The sequence below is a fragment of the Providencia sp. PROV188 genome (assembly GCF_027595165.1).
Classification (GTDB): Bacteria; Pseudomonadota; Gammaproteobacteria; order Enterobacterales; family Enterobacteriaceae; genus Providencia; species Providencia lanzhouensis.
The window spans coordinates 639,473-653,475 of record NZ_CP097291.1 but is presented as its reverse complement, the minus strand read 5'-3'; the positions used below and the strand labels follow the sequence as shown (position 1 = coordinate 653,475).

Below are 14,003 nucleotides of genomic sequence, written 5' to 3'. Positions count from 1 at the left end.
TTGGCGGTTATTTTCGCAGATCTTGGGGTTATAAACAATCAGAGCCTGAGATGTTAGGTGCTCCACCCACTGGATGGAGCCCAATAAATTTACATCGACGCTGCCACTAACTGAGCAATTTCTAGTCCTAATTCTTGTGTGCTGGAATTTCCTCCCATATCGCGAGTCAAGTGACGACGTTCACGAATCGCCGTTTCAACCGCTGACATGATCGTATCGTGCATTTCTTGACAACCGAGATGCTGCATCATCATCGCTGCCGCCCAGATAGTCCCAATTGGGTTGGCAATATTTTTCCCAGCAATATCTGGCGCAGAACCGTGTACCGGTTCAAACATCGATGGAAACTGTTTTTCAGGGTTGATATTCGCTGACGGTGCAATGGCAATCGTCCCCGTACACGCAGGACCAAGATCCGACAAAATATCCCCAAATAAGTTTGATCCCACAATCACATCATAAAATTCCGGCATTCTCACTAAGTTAGCCGCAAAAATATCAATGTGGAATTGATCGACTTTCACATCTGGATACTGTTTTGCCATTTCAGCCACACGGCTATCCCAATACGGCATGGAGTGGAATAATCCATTGGATTTCGTGGCTGAACTTAAATGTTTTTTATCCCGAGAACGGGCAAGTTCGAAAGCATATTTTAAAATTCGGTCAGTCCCTTTGCGGGTAAAAATACTTTGCTGGGACACCATTTCATCTTCCGTCCCTTCATACTGAATCCCGCCAATTGCAGAATATTCGCCCTCTACGTTTTCACGCACTACATAAAAATCAATATCCCCTGGTTTTTTATCCGCTAATGGGCATTTAATCCCCTCAAATAAACGAACTGGGCGCAGATTCACATATTGATTAAACGCACGGCGGATTGGTAGTAATAAGCCCCATAAGGAAATGTGGTCAGGAACCCCCGGAAACCCAACGGCACCAAGGAAAATAGCATCAAATTTTTTCAGTTGCTCTAAGCCATCTTCCGGCATCATGCGTCCTGTACGATGATAGGTTTCACACGACCAATCAAAGTGTGTAAAGTTAAGTTTTACACCATGCTTCTGCGCCGCTGCCTCTAAAACACGTAATCCTTCAGGGATCACTTCCGTTCCAATTCCATCACCCGGAATGACTGCTATATTGAATTGTGCCATTTTCAACGCCCTTATTATTATCTATGCATGTCCTCCAGTTTATGGCTTGCTGTGATAAAGTATAGGCATGAACTGTAATCCCTAGGTTTACAAACTATGAACAAGCTACCTTTGCTTGAAGATATCCGTGTATTTGTCACCGCCGCCCGATTGATGAGCTTCTCTCAAGCGGCAGAGCAACTATTGGTATCTCCAGCCTATATATCGAAACGCATTAAATTACTGGAAGAAAACTTAGGGCAAACGCTGTTTTTCCGTAATGCTCGCGCCATTCAATTGACCCCGGAAGGGAAAATTGTTCTGCGTAGTAGTGAGCGGTTGCTGGAAGAATTGGAACGTATGCAGGGAGAATTACAAGCTTGCCGCGAGGAGATCAGCGGAGAGCTGCGTATCAGTTGCAGTACAGGCTTTGGTAGCACCTATCTGAATCCCTTTATTCTGGCATTACGTGCTGATTACCCTCTTTTAGGTATTGATCTGACGTTAACGGATCGATCTGTCGATATCATCAGTGAGAACATCGATCTTGATATCTGCATTGGCGGCACCATTTCGGATCAATTTATTGCACGCCGGTTAGCCCGCAATAGCCGAGTACTTTGTGCCTCACCTGCGTATATTCAAAAATATGGACAGCCTTCTTTGCCCCAAGAGCTAGAGCAGAAACATTTGTGCATTGCCATCAAAGAGCGCAATCAAGCTCCCGCAATCTGGAAACTAGAGCACCAACAAGAAAGCATGACCATCACACCGAATAGTAAATTAATGGTCAATAACGGTGAAGTCGCCAAACAGTGGTGTCTCAGCGGTGAAGGAATTTTATTACGTTCACTTTGGAGTGTACTTCCTGAACTTCAGTCAGGAAAATTAGTGCGCGTTCTACCACAATGGCATCAAGGTGCTGACGTTTTTGCTGTCTATTCACGTAGTTTACGTAATAGTGCTAGTCTTAGAGTTTTCATTGAAAATCTTGAAAAGTATCTCGCCACCCATTTACCACCCATCTTTGGGGATGAATATAACCAATTGGATGCCCATTAATGACCGAACCAGAGACTTTTAAAGAGCGCTTACTCAAGCTATTAAAACAGAAAAAAATGAGCCAGTTAAAAGTTGGGGAACAGCTTGGTGTTTCCCGTACTGCCGTCAATAAATGGACAAAAGGCGGAATGATTGACGAAGATAACCTCAATAAGCTGGCAGACTTACTCGATGTCGATAAGATTTGGCTCAAGTATGGTGAATACACGCAATCCCAACATCCCCAGTCCAGCGTAGGCGGCACACGCAATATCAATGAAGTACATTTACAAGAATCGGCGGAGATAGTCACTTGGGAATGGGATTTATTGACTGGCGAACTGAATTATTCCGATAACGTTGAAGCGGTGTATGGCATAAAAATCACCACCAACGAAGATTTCTGGGCGTTAATGGATCCGGCATCCAAAGATAAGCTGGTCAATGGTTACTCCAAAATTATTAAAGAAGGCGGTGCCCATGAAATGGATTTTAAAATCAACTGGGAAGGTGACTACCGCTGGATAACATCCAGAGCCGCGGGCGTTAAAGGACCTAACGGCAAAGTCACAAAATTAGTTGGGATCAGCTTGGATAATACTGAGCGAAAAAACAATGAGTTACGTCTACGAAAAATCAAATGCTACTTTGATGTGTTACTGACACACTTCCAACATTTGGTTGCCTTTACCGACAAAGCCGGAGAAATCCTCGCCAGCAATCTTAAAAGCCAATCAACAGATATTGATTATTTAGCCTTACAGCGCCTTCTCTATCAGTTAGCCATTAATCATAAAACGTGGCTCGACGATGTTATCCAAACAGGTCGTGGGCAAATTGTGTTTCAGGACAAGCAGATCACCGCCTATCATCATCTTAATGATGAGCATCAATCCTTCTTGATGTTTGAACTAAAACCCTCGTAAATATCAGTAAAAACCCCAGTGATTAAACTGGGGCTTTCCACTACCAATCTACACATTCACCATCATAAATCTAACACCAGCCGCTTCCCCTTAGCCCGAGAAACACACAGCATCATAGTTTTTTGCTCCGCTTTCTCATCATCGTCAAGGTACAAATCACGATGGTCAGCTTCCCCTTCCAAAATTGCCGTTTCACAGGTTCCACAAACGCCATTGCGGCACATACACTCCACCTTTATACGCTTATCCGCTTCGATAACCTGCAAAATGGATTGGTCTTCCGCAACCTGTAAACTGAATCCTGAACGCTGAAAATGCACTTCAAAAGAATCCCCCTCACTCGCCACTTCGCCAAAATTTTCAAAATGCACTTGTGCGCTACCAAGGTGCTGATTGCCCTGTTCAATCACGTCATTAATCAATCTTTCAGGCCCGCATACATACACATGGCTATTTTTAGGTTGGGATTGGATTAATGTGGCGACAGGCATCCGTTGAGCTTGGGATTTATCATAAGTGTATAAACGGGGGCCAATGCGTTCCTGTAATTCATCGACAAACGCCGCCGTCGCTTTATCACTGAACCCGTAATGAAGCTCAAAATCCATTCCTGAGTGCTCAAGCTCATACAAGTAGGATAAAAATGGTGTGATCCCAATCCCTCCAGCGATCAAAATATGTTTGCTGCTCTGCGCTTGCGCTAATGCGAAAAAATTTTGCGCAGGGGATAAATAGAGTGCATCCCCCTGCGCAATGTTATCGTGCATGAAAACAGAGCCCCCTTTCGAGTTCTGGTCACGCAAAACAGAGATACAGTAACGATCGCACTGCTGAGGGTCACTTATTAATGAATAAGCACGTTGTAGCCCAATTTGCTCATCCATATGAACCGTGACATGGCTCCCCGCGCTAAACGGGCTAAGTTGTCCTTTTTGCGCCACGAATTCGAACATTTTAATGGTTGGGCTGACCTGTTCAATTCGGCTAACATTCACCGCTATTTTTTGTTGGCTCATCACAGTTCCTTTTTCCGTTACGCAATATCAAGGCACAGATATTTGATGCTTAAATAATCATCGATACCATAATGGGAACCTTCTTTACCTAACCCCGACTGTTTAACCCCACCAAACGGAGCCACTTCATTTGAAATCAAACCGGTATTGATCCCAACCATTCCGCTTTGCAGCTTTTCAGCCACTCGGTAAATACGGTTTACATCCCGAGAAAAGAAATAAGCGGCTAAACCATAAATGGTGTTATTGGCACGGCTGAGAACTTCATCTTCATCACTAAATCGAATCAATGTAGCAATAGGGCCAAAGATCTCTTCGTGGACGATATCCATTGAATCATCGACATCCACCAGCACTTTCGGATTGATAAAGTGGCCATGCTCCTCAATTTCAGAACCTAATATCACTCGACGGGCGCCTTTAGCGAGAGCATCCTCAAGTAATTGGTTCATACCATCAATTGCCTTAATGGTGATCATCGGTCCAATATCCACACCAGCATCCACGCCATTACCGACTTTCAATTTGGCTACTTGTGCCACAAACTTTCGTTCAAATTCATCAAAAATGACATCATGAAGATAAAAACGGTTAACGCAGACACAGGTTTGCCCACCATTACGGAATTTGGCTTGAATGGCGCTAGTGACCGCTTTATCAATATCCGCATCCTCGAAAACAATAAATGGTGCGTTTCCACCTAATTCAAGCGATGTTTTCTTGATAGTCGATGCACATTGCTCCGCTAATACACGCCCCACTTGGGTGGAACCCGTAAAAGAAAACTTACTGATCAGCGCATGTTTGGTCAGCCTTTCCCCCAAAAAACGTGATTCTCCAGTCACCACGTTAAAAATACCCGCAGGGATCCCCGCTTCATCGGCAAGTTGAGCCAGTGCCAATGCGGTAAATGGTGTTTCTGTAGCTGGCTTGATGATGATACTGCACCCTGCTGCAAGTGCGGGTGCCGCTTTGCGTGTGATCATCGCAGCAGGGAAATTCCATGGCGTAATCGCACTGCATACGCCAATAGGTTGCTTAATCGTAGAAAGGCGATTAGTTCCAACGGTTTGTGGGATAGTTTCCCCATAAACACGTTTTCCTTCTTCTGCGAACCACTCAATAAAAGAGGCGGCATAACGAATTTCGCCTTTTGCTTCATGCAGCGGCTTACCTTGCTCAAGAGTCATCAACAACCCAAGATCATCAATATTTGCCTCAATCAACTCAAACCAACGGCGCAAAATAATTGAGCGCGCTTTCGCAGTTAATTGGCTCCATCCCGCCATCGCGGCATGGGCTTGTTCAATGGCTTCATCAACCTGCGCTGCTGTTAGGCTAGGAATGGTGCCCAGCACAGTTTGAGAGGCAGGATTTGTCACGGGAATTGTTTTCTCCGTTTCCACCCAGCGACCATTGATATAGCAGGCTTGGCGAAATAGCGCGGCATGTTTTAACCTGTTCATCGTCACATCTCCCATCCCTTGCGATTATTCCGTATGAGCGCCAGCCACAATTTTGTGGAAATGAGCAACACCGTGCTCACTGATCCCACTGCGTTGTCTATCAGCCATAATGCGCCCTTGACCACGATATCCACGGGAACGCAGACCTTTTTGTACACTTTCCACCAAACGTAAATCTTCAGGGCGGAATACCGTGCGGTACCATTCCACTAAATTTTTCTGATATTCAGTCAGTTCTTCATTCAGGAAATAGATATCGTAATGCTGCAATGTCTCACCCGCATTCACAGGGAATTCATAAATCACCGTCATAAAATCGCCGCCAGGAGGCATATTGAACATGGTGCTTGGCCAAATCCAAAAACCAAAGAAGCGCGGGTCTAATACTGACTCATCGAACTGATAAGAAGATTCAGATGGCTTGGCTTTGCCGATTTGTACCGTCCAATTATCTTTAAGCAAATGCTCATACACATTCACATCCACCGAACTGGCAAAGCTAACGTGGTTAGTCGGGCAGTGATAGCATTCAATGTAGTTATCAACGATGGTTTTCCAATTAGCTGGGGTATGGCTAACAAAGCGCGCTGCTAATTTCAGGTCATTGATAACCGCGCACGCTTCTTCCATTTTTTCTGCTAAACCAGGTAGCTGCTCTTCAATTGGCTGAGGTTCACCTTCCGTCAGGTTTATATAGATAAAACCTGCGTGCTCAGTCACATGGAAAGAACTTAATGACATAGCATCCGCTTCAAAGTTGTTCACATTTTCACAGTTGGTTGCATGCGCCAACTGCCCATCCAACTTGAATGCCCAAGCATGGTAAGGGCAGGTAATCACATTTTTCATTTTCCCGCCATCACCACTAATTAGTTGATGACCACGGTGTGGGCAAACATTGTAGAAACCGCGCAGAACATCATCACGACCACGAACAATCACAAGGCTTTCACCAATTAGTTGGCGTGTAATATAGGAATTTTTTTCTTTTACCTCACTCACATGACCAACACAAACCCATGAATTAGCAAAAATTTTTTCTTTTTCAAAATCAAAAATGTCTTCAGATGTGTAATAACGTGCAGGGATAGTCCATGCATTATCTATATCAAGGTGATCATTAATCGAAATGACTTTAGCTGCATTGCTCATAATTGCCCTCTCTTTTTGTAAACTTATAGTTAACATATTTTAATCGGATGTTAACGAAGATCGCAATAATGATCAAACAAAATATCATCAGGCTTTATAAAAAAATTATTAATCATAAAATTCAATCAGATAAAAAATAAATACACAAACGCAATGTTAATGCTTGGTTAATTATTTGTTGACTATGCAATCTTTGCATGGCTATTCTTTGTAAACCCAAAGTAAGCATCACCTGCAAAATAACGACTCAATAAAAGAGATAATAAAGAAGTGAGCAACTGGAGAAGAGGTATGATGAATCATAAAAGGTCTGTATTTTACGTATCCCTCGCTTTTAGCCTGATCCTCATCGGCTTAGGGGCTTTTATTCCCGATAAACTGGAAACATTTTCACACTCTGCCCTGAGCTTTATCTATAACAACTTAGGTTGGTTTATCCTTGGTGCCGTGTTTATTTTTTTTAGCTTTTGTATGTACCTTGGATTTTCGAAATTTGGCCATATTCGCTTAGGCGATGATAATGACAAACCGGAATACAACACGGCTACTTGGGTTGGAATGCTGTTTAGCGCATCCATAGGGATCAGCTTAGTATTCTGGGGAGTCGCAGAACCCGTTTCTTACTACATCAGCCCACCAATGGGACCCGGAATGACTGAGCAATCGGCAAAAACAGCGATGCAATATGTCTATCTGCATTGGGGGGTTTCCGCTTGGGCGTGTTATGCCTTAGTCGGGGTTTCTTTAGCTTTTTTCCAATTCAGAAAAAAATTACCATCCTCATTAAGTTCCGTGTTTTATCCATTAATTGGCGATCGTATCAAAGGATCAATTGGAAAATGGGTGGATGTATTGGTCGTGTTATCCATTGTGATTGGTATCGCCACATCCCTCGGGTTTGGTACGCTACAAGTCAACAGCGGAATGCATTATCTGTGGGATTTGCCTGTTAGTATTTATATTCAAATCGCGATTATTGCCGTTGTGACTGTGATTTATATCGCTTCTACCATTTCAGGATTGCAGGGCGCCATCAAGCATCTTTCTAACCTCAACATGTTGCTTGCCTTCGCATTAATGGGGTTTATTCTGTTTGCCGGTCCAACACAAACTATCTTGAAAGTACTGTTCCAAGGTATCGGAGATTACATGCAAAATTTCGTCAGCATGTCATTTCGTACTGAGCCTTATAATGATGGTTCCTGGATTGCTAACTGGACACTGTTTTACTTCGGCTGGTGGATTGCATGGGCGCCATTAGTGGGTAGCTTCGTGGCGCGTATTTCCAAAGGTCGTACAATCAAAGAGTTTATGATTGGTGCCGTATTTATTCCGGTATTAGGTTCATTTGCTTGGTTTGCGGTGATGGGCGGCTCAGCCATCCATATTATCCAAAATCTCGGTGAAGTGGCCTTGGCGGATGCTGTCAAAACCGATGTCACGTCTGCACTGTTTAAATTCTTAGATTATTTCCCAGCACCGACGTTAATTAGTATTTTAGCCATGGTCTTGGTGATGGTGTTCTTTATTACGTCAGCAAACTCAGCGGTATTCGTTTTAGGTATGGTCAGTGAAAATGGTAACCCAAATCCAAGTCATGTGACCAAAACTATCTGGGGAGTGGTAATTGCAGCAATTGCTATCGTGCTTATCATGACCGGAGGGCTAACGGGTTTGCAGTCCGCACTTGTCGCCACAGCAATTCCACTTTCGGTATTAATGTTGATTATGTGCTACTCAACCTATAAAGGTTTGAATGAAGAAGTCAAAACCACGGCCAAAGTAAAAAGGAGCCTGAGAGAAAAAGTTGGTCGCCTTAGAAAACCTATCTTCACGGAAACAGAAAAATCGTAAATTATAGGTTCATTAAGGCATAAAAAAACCACGGTGGCTGCTGACTTTATCGGGTCACTTCAGGCTACCGTGGTTTTTCTTTAGAAAAATGTATTACGCTTTTTGGCTAAACATGTCTTCGCTGAACAAGGTTAATGCCAGTACTAACGCATCTTCTCGACCCGTTTTCGTCGGATAATAGTCTTTACGTACTGTCGCCTGTTGAAAACCAAGTTTATCATACAGATGAATGGCTGAAGCGTTAGACTCTCTCACTTCCAACCACAGCGTTGAAATCCCTCGATTAACAAGATCGTGAATTAATCTTTCTAATAGCATTCGTCCATAGCCATGTCCTTGAAAATCAGGGTGAATAGCAATATTGAACAGCGTAGCTTCATCTAATACATACTGAGTTATTGCATACCCAACAATTTGATTATTAACTGATATTTTTAGATTATGGTATTTTTCACCTTGGTTTCCATAAAAAACTCGCTCAGTCCATGGAAAATCATGACTTAACTTTTCAATTAAGAAGGCTGTCGCGAGATCAGATTGCTTGAGTGTTGAAATTTTCATCATATTGATAAATTTGTTTCCATAGTGCCTGTTTAGCATTGCTGCTTGCTATCAGTTCAGACAAAACAGGAGAAAGAAATGTGACTTTTGAACCTTCGGGATGAATGCCATCCCCTATCACCCAACAAGGTATTGTTATTGGTGTTGGAATGAGTTTGAGCTGATCGGAATTAATGCACACAACGTCAATCTCATCGATCTTCATTGTGAGAAAAATATCTTTTAACAGCTGGCTGTTTAAATCAAGGTTCTCATCAGTGATAATAATAAGCTTAGTCGACTCAGGAATGCGTACACCACGTTCACCACGTAACACAGTCGGATTTCTCACCATCCATTGAGTGATCCCCATTTGTTCTAAAAGTCTGTCACGTCGTGTCATTGCTTTACCCAGTCGTTAGTTAACAACCACATCTTATCAAAGGGGATTAATAGCGCCAACAGCAATGCTATTTATCTTTTTTCTGGTAAGGTAGTCCGCGTGGTTATATTCATTTTAGGAGATAGACAGAATATGTCATTACTGACACCCGCCAGCGAAGTTATTCAACGCCATTTAGAGCACTTTACCGATCGTCATGTTCTTTTGGCAGGCGATATTCAGGATGAACTGGGTGCAATTTTAGAAGCCGCCAGCGTGCGCGTGCTCACTAACCAGTACCATCGCTGGAAAAACTTACAGCCGGCATTGGGTGAAAATGTTCTGTTTGCTTCAACAGCAACCGCGGAATTCGTTAAACCTTGCGACACCTTAATTTACTTTTGGTCTAAGAACAAACAAGAAGCCGCGTTCCAACTTGATGATTTATGTACCCATCTTGCTGCTGGCAGCCAAATTTTTATCGTCGGCGAAAACCGCAGCGGCGTAAAAAGTGCCGAAGCGATAATGGAAGGGATTGCGACACTGCAAAAAATTGATTCCGCACGCCGCTGTGGGCTCTATTACGGTGAATTAGAGCAACCAACCGAATTTGATATTAAGCGCTGGTGGCGTAACTATCAGGTTGATAATGTGAAAATTCATGCACTTCCAGGTGTATTCAGCCATAACGAGTTAGATATCGGCAGTGATTTACTGCTCTCCACATTGACTGAGCCAATGAGCGGTAATGTGCTTGATCTGGCTTGCGGTAACGGCGTACTCGCCGCGGTTATCGGCTCACAAAATCCAGATGTCACCTTAACCCTGAGTGATGTCAGCGCATCCGCGATTGATTCAGCTACAGCAACATTAGCGGCCAACAACCTGACCGGAAAAGTGATCCCAAGCGACGTCTATTCCGATCTTGATGATAAATTTGATTGGATCATTTCTAACCCGCCGTTCCATGATGGGATCAACACCAGTTATAACGCGGTAGAAACGCTTATTTTCCAAGCCCCTAAATACCTGAAAAAAGGTGGGCACTTACGGATCGTGGCGAATGCATTTTTACCTTATCCTGACTTACTGGATAAAGCGTTTGGCGGTCATGTGGTTCTGGCTAAGACAGGTAAATTCAAAGTTTACGAAGCCATTAAGCGCTAAAACGACGAAATTATCTCATTGTCGATTTTGTTTCTAACGGTCAACTTTCTAAGTTGACCGTTTTTTCATCAAACAAAATTACGCGGATAAAAATTTATTGACGTCTGCGCAAATTAGCCTAAAATCCGCACCGTACTATTGATGCATGAGCAATTATGCAAAAGAGTTAGTATTGCGAGGGTGGCGGAATTGGTAGACGCGCTAGCTTCAGGTGTTAGTGTCCTTTGGACGTGGGGGTTCAAGTCCCCCCTTTCGCACCACTTACTCTTCATAATTTCAATTATCTATGCGTTGACTGCTCTTCGCTATCCGTATCACATAGTTATCTATGTATTGAGCATGATATACACAAGTATCAATAGAAAGAATTTTGACAGTATTTGCGAGGGTGGCGGAATTGGTAGACGCGCTAGCTTCAGGTGTTAGTGTCCTATGGACGTGGGGGTTCAAGTCCCCCCTTTCGCACCACTGTTAATGATTCGTAACCTTAATCTTCAAGAATTCAATCTTCAAAGGTTCAATCCTCGATAGCCATTCGCCCACCAACATTCCTAACCTAAATATCGTTTAAACAATCTTAGCTTCGCATAATAAAAATCAGCAAGAAGCAGCCTAAAGACATTACTGCTGGAATAATGAGTAAACGCCGTGAGCCACGATTAAACAGCATGCCTGCCGTCGCAATCATCAAGGTGATCATTGCCACTTTCAGTGGATCAAACCCCATATTGCTCAGCAAATACATAATACTCAGTAACACCACCGCGAAGACGCCCCACAAACCAGCGCCAATACGCCGCAACCCTGTTGCTTTTGATACGCTAGTTCCCATAACGCCTCCCATTTATAGCTAACGAGTCTTTAGCTAACTCATAATTAGTCTATAATTTCGCTAAAGATGATAATGATTATCAATCATATCTGCGTTTCTATAAAAATCAATCAAATTTTTGTGGGGAAAATATTTCCCCCACGGTAAAAACATCACTCAAAAATACAAATAAAGTGAATATCTTCAGGCTCTAGCGCAAACAGCACAGGATCGGGCTTTTCGAGTAGTTCACAGCCCATATATTGATAAAAATGCACCGTATTTTCGGAGGGGGTTGCAGAAACATACAATCCACCAGCGCCTTTCTCCAACGCCCTCTGCTGACATAGTTTGAAAAGCTGGCCGCCCAGCCCTTCACCACGATATTGGTAACTAACATGAAGAAAAGAGAGCTGTAACAGATCCTGATTTTCCCCTCGCCATACATTATCTAAACTCGCTGCGGCGATCAGTTTTTCCTCATCAAAAATACCAAAGAAAACAGCGCCATTATCATAACTTTCCAGCAAATGCGGGGTGTATGCATCGGTTTCACCTTCCGGCCAACCTTTCATATCAAAGCGTTGAGCAGAAAGAACTAACTCTCCTTGTTGGTGAAGATAAAGGTGTTCAATCAATTCAGTTCTATCAATCGACCACACATTTGGGATCTCATCCCGCGTGAGCTCGCGTGTTATTCTCATTTTTATTGGTCTCTTAATGCTTGTATAAAGGCTATATAAATCGGATACATAGAGAGCATACAGGCTACACAATCAAAAAGAAATCAGGGCATGAAGAAGGAAACTTAATGAGGATTTATTGGACTTTATAAACAAAAAAGTTCTCTGTAGCATCCTGCCGCAGAGAACTTTTAACTACAGGGGTTGGTTTATTGCTTCAATCCCATCGCATCGCGCATGGTAAAGAACAAATCGGTTTGGTCAGTCAGACCCATCACGTTCGCGGCGTGTGGACCATAGGCCGCAACACGTAGCTGAGCACCTGTATGCTCCTGTGAATCTTCTTCTTCAGAGTTACCGTAGTTTACGGTCATCACGGTACCATCTTTAGTAATCAGCGCTTGAGTTAAGCCTGATGATTTAGTTCCGTTTGGAATAATTTGACTAGAATGCGAGTGGTCAGCGGTCACGATAACCAGTGTATCACCGTGCTTCTTAGCGAAATCTAATCCCACTTGTACCGCTTGATCCAGCGAGACAGTCTCACCGATTTGACCACATGGATTCGCTTTATGATCCTGCTTATCGATAGAAGCGCTTTCAACTTGTAAGAAGAAGCCATTCGGATTTACTTTCAATAAATCAATCGCTTTTTCAGTCATTTGCGCTAATGTCGGTGCATTCGGGTCTAACTTAGAATTCGGTTTACACTCTAATGCTGCGTTATTTAAGTTACCGTGATAAGTAGCTTTTGGGCCTTCCCACGCCACGGTCATGTTGCCATCATGGAACAGACCTAACACAGGTTTATCTTGGTTAGCTTCTTTGATTGCATCGAGTGACTTAGCATCACGGACGATAGTGAATCCACGCTCTTCCGCTTGTTTTTCCAAGGTTTTCCCTTTGTAATCACCCGCTTTAGCTTCCTGCTTAAAGCTTTTCGCACCACCACCTAATGTGACATCGGCACGGGTGATCATTAACTGTTCAGAGATAGAACCACGACCGCCATTTTCCAGCGCATTGGTTGCACACTTTTCACTGGTCTCTTCAGGACCGTAACATTTACGCCCCGTCACATGAGAAAACTGAGCCGCTGGCGTTGCATCTTGGATTTCAGATGTCGTCACGTTACCCGTTGCTTTACCATTACGTTTCGCAATTTCAATCAATGTGTCATGGTCTTTACCGAATACATCAATCCCTAAAGCGCCGTTATAGGTTTTCACACCGGATGACCATGCTGTTGCAGATGCCGCAGAATCAGTTACATAGTCTGGTTTTTGTGTTTTCTTATCTAATGCGTAATGGGTGTATTGTCCAGTGATTGGCAATGCATCGATTCCTTTAAAGAAACCGCCAGCCCCTTCAGCATAGTTACGTGCGACGGTAATTTCAGAATCCCCCATACCATCGCCGATAAATAAAATGACGTTCTTTGCTTGACCATTATGCAGTGCCGCTTTCATGATATCCGTCTGTTCAGTCGATAAACGGCGAGCACCACCAAACTTAGTGATATCCCCTTTTGCAGCGCGACTTTCTGAAACTGCATCATTTTTATCCGCGGCATAAGCGGGGATTGCAGTTCCTAAAATTAACGTACTTACAGCGACGGCTAACATAGATTTCATAAAATTACCTGTCATAACTTTTATCCTTGCCAATCAATAAAAAGAAGAGTGAATATACTTCGAATAATTGACCAGCATGCTAGAGCAGCCAGATGACAGTTGAATGACGGTTTTATGTCGATATAAAGATGATTGTCATAAACATAGCAGCCATAAACATAACAATCATAAAAGCGAAACGCCCGATCAGGG

Annotated in this window: 13 protein-coding genes and 2 tRNA genes; 6 read left to right on the top strand and 9 right to left on the bottom strand. The window is 43.2% G+C overall.

Going from position 1 to position 14,003, the window contains the following annotated elements:
- Positions 1 to 89: 89 nt before the first annotated feature.
- On the bottom strand, positions 90 to 1,160 hold the full coding sequence (locus M5X66_RS02880) for a tartrate dehydrogenase (RefSeq protein ID WP_036950209.1): 1,071 nt from the start codon (positions 1,158 to 1,160) through the stop codon (positions 90 to 92).
- Positions 1,161 to 1,256: 96 nt separating this feature from the next.
- Between M5X66_RS02880 and M5X66_RS02875 the strand changes: the two genes are divergently transcribed.
- Together M5X66_RS02875 and M5X66_RS02870 are read left to right on the top strand one after the other, a co-directional pair.
- The gene (locus M5X66_RS02875) at positions 1,257 to 2,201 is read left to right on the top strand and encodes a LysR substrate-binding domain-containing protein (RefSeq protein WP_036950207.1); all 945 of its coding nucleotides are present in this window, start codon (positions 1,257 to 1,259) and stop codon (positions 2,199 to 2,201) included.
- Positions 2,201 to 3,106 (top strand): helix-turn-helix domain-containing protein, encoded by a 906-nt coding sequence (locus tag M5X66_RS02870; RefSeq protein ID WP_036950205.1) that lies wholly within the window; start codon positions 2,201 to 2,203, stop codon positions 3,104 to 3,106. Before M5X66_RS02875 ends, M5X66_RS02870 begins: the two co-directional genes overlap by 1 nt.
- 62 nt (positions 3,107 to 3,168) lie before the next feature.
- Here M5X66_RS02870 and M5X66_RS02865 read toward each other — a convergent pair whose 3' ends face one another.
- From M5X66_RS02865 to M5X66_RS02855, 3 genes are read right to left on the bottom strand one after another with little or no spacing between them, the layout of a single operon-like run.
- On the bottom strand, positions 3,169 to 4,122 hold the full coding sequence (locus M5X66_RS02865; protein ID WP_270103864.1) for a PDR/VanB family oxidoreductase: 954 nt from the start codon (positions 4,120 to 4,122) through the stop codon (positions 3,169 to 3,171).
- Between the two features lie 17 nt (positions 4,123 to 4,139).
- Positions 4,140 to 5,588: an NAD-dependent succinate-semialdehyde dehydrogenase gene (locus M5X66_RS02860; RefSeq protein WP_270103863.1), complete on the bottom strand. Its 1,449-nt coding sequence runs from the start codon at positions 5,586 to 5,588 to the stop codon at positions 4,140 to 4,142.
- Positions 5,589 to 5,612: 24 nt separating this feature from the next.
- On the bottom strand, positions 5,613 to 6,740 hold the full coding sequence (locus M5X66_RS02855; RefSeq protein ID WP_036950201.1) for an aromatic ring-hydroxylating oxygenase subunit alpha: 1,128 nt from the start codon (positions 6,738 to 6,740) through the stop codon (positions 5,613 to 5,615).
- A 291-nt stretch (positions 6,741 to 7,031) separates the two neighbouring features.
- Between M5X66_RS02855 and M5X66_RS02850 the strand changes: the two genes are divergently transcribed.
- Complete coding sequence (locus tag M5X66_RS02850) at positions 7,032 to 8,594, top strand: BCCT family transporter (protein WP_148444757.1); 1,563 nt, start codon at positions 7,032 to 7,034, stop codon at positions 8,592 to 8,594.
- 93 nt (positions 8,595 to 8,687) lie between these two features.
- Here M5X66_RS02850 and rimI read toward each other — a convergent pair whose 3' ends face one another.
- Both rimI and M5X66_RS02840 read right to left on the bottom strand, forming a co-directional pair.
- Positions 8,688 to 9,158 (bottom strand): ribosomal protein S18-alanine N-acetyltransferase, encoded by a 471-nt coding sequence (rimI, locus tag M5X66_RS02845; protein WP_036950199.1) that lies wholly within the window; start codon positions 9,156 to 9,158, stop codon positions 8,688 to 8,690.
- Complete coding sequence (locus tag M5X66_RS02840) at positions 9,127 to 9,537, bottom strand: DNA polymerase III subunit psi (RefSeq protein WP_036950197.1); 411 nt, start codon at positions 9,535 to 9,537, stop codon at positions 9,127 to 9,129. The genes rimI and M5X66_RS02840 overlap by 32 nt, the downstream gene beginning before the upstream one ends.
- Before the next feature lie 132 nt (positions 9,538 to 9,669).
- On the opposite strand from M5X66_RS02840, the gene rsmC reads away from it, so the two are divergent.
- The 3 genes from rsmC to M5X66_RS02825 all read left to right on the top strand — a co-directional run bounded on the left by rsmC (position 9,670) and on the right by M5X66_RS02825 (position 11,151).
- A complete protein-coding gene (rsmC, locus tag M5X66_RS02835) occupies positions 9,670 to 10,683 on the top strand; it encodes a 16S rRNA (guanine(1207)-N(2))-methyltransferase RsmC (protein ID WP_270103862.1) in 1,014 nt (337 codons plus the stop codon).
- Between the two features lie 174 nt (positions 10,684 to 10,857).
- Positions 10,858 to 10,943, top strand: a tRNA-Leu gene (locus M5X66_RS02830).
- Positions 10,944 to 11,065: 122 nt separating this feature from the next.
- Positions 11,066 to 11,151: transfer RNA gene (locus tag M5X66_RS02825), tRNA-Leu, on the top strand.
- A 109-nt stretch (positions 11,152 to 11,260) separates the two neighbouring features.
- Here the strand turns inward: M5X66_RS02825 and M5X66_RS02820 are convergent.
- The 3 genes from M5X66_RS02820 to phoA all read right to left on the bottom strand — a co-directional run bounded on the left by M5X66_RS02820 (position 11,261) and on the right by phoA (position 13,826).
- Complete coding sequence (locus M5X66_RS02820) at positions 11,261 to 11,515, bottom strand: DUF1435 family protein (RefSeq protein ID WP_036950193.1); 255 nt, start codon at positions 11,513 to 11,515, stop codon at positions 11,261 to 11,263.
- Between the two features lie 152 nt (positions 11,516 to 11,667).
- Positions 11,668 to 12,198, bottom strand: coding sequence for a GNAT family N-acetyltransferase (locus tag M5X66_RS02815; RefSeq protein WP_270103861.1), 531 nt, complete (start codon positions 12,196 to 12,198; stop codon positions 11,668 to 11,670).
- A gap of 188 nt (positions 12,199 to 12,386) precedes the next feature.
- Positions 12,387 to 13,826 carry an alkaline phosphatase gene (gene phoA / locus M5X66_RS02810; RefSeq protein ID WP_270103860.1) on the bottom strand — a complete coding sequence of 480 codons (1,440 nt, stop codon included), beginning with the start codon at positions 13,824 to 13,826 and terminating at the stop codon, positions 12,387 to 12,389.
- Between the last annotated feature and the right edge of the window lie 177 nt (positions 13,827 to 14,003).

Excerpts from the sequence above, each read along its gene's own strand:
- phoA (WP_270103860.1), bottom strand. The coding sequence starts at position 13,826 with ATGACAGGTAATTTTATGAAATCTATGTTAGCCGTCGCTGTAAGTACG.
- rimI (WP_036950199.1), bottom strand. The coding sequence starts at position 9,158 with ATGATGAAAATTTCAACACTCAAGCAATCTGATCTCGCGACAGCCTTC.
- M5X66_RS02855 (WP_036950201.1), bottom strand. The coding sequence starts at position 6,740 with ATGAGCAATGCAGCTAAAGTCATTTCGATTAATGATCACCTTGATATA.
- M5X66_RS02820 (WP_036950193.1), bottom strand. The coding sequence starts at position 11,515 with ATGGGAACTAGCGTATCAAAAGCAACAGGGTTGCGGCGTATTGGCGCT.
- M5X66_RS02815 (WP_270103861.1), bottom strand. The coding sequence starts at position 12,198 with ATGAGAATAACACGCGAGCTCACGCGGGATGAGATCCCAAATGTGTGG.
- M5X66_RS02840 (WP_036950197.1), bottom strand. The coding sequence starts at position 9,537 with ATGACACGACGTGACAGACTTTTAGAACAAATGGGGATCACTCAATGG.
- M5X66_RS02865 (WP_270103864.1), bottom strand. The coding sequence starts at position 4,122 with ATGAGCCAACAAAAAATAGCGGTGAATGTTAGCCGAATTGAACAGGTC.
- M5X66_RS02870 (WP_036950205.1), top strand. The coding sequence starts at position 2,201 with ATGACCGAACCAGAGACTTTTAAAGAGCGCTTACTCAAGCTATTAAAA.
- M5X66_RS02850 (WP_148444757.1), top strand. The coding sequence starts at position 7,032 with ATGATGAATCATAAAAGGTCTGTATTTTACGTATCCCTCGCTTTTAGC.
- M5X66_RS02875 (WP_036950207.1), top strand. The coding sequence starts at position 1,257 with ATGAACAAGCTACCTTTGCTTGAAGATATCCGTGTATTTGTCACCGCC.
- M5X66_RS02880 (WP_036950209.1), bottom strand. The coding sequence starts at position 1,160 with ATGGCACAATTCAATATAGCAGTCATTCCGGGTGATGGAATTGGAACG.
- rsmC (WP_270103862.1), top strand. The coding sequence starts at position 9,670 with ATGTCATTACTGACACCCGCCAGCGAAGTTATTCAACGCCATTTAGAG.
- M5X66_RS02860 (WP_270103863.1), bottom strand. The coding sequence starts at position 5,588 with ATGAACAGGTTAAAACATGCCGCGCTATTTCGCCAAGCCTGCTATATC.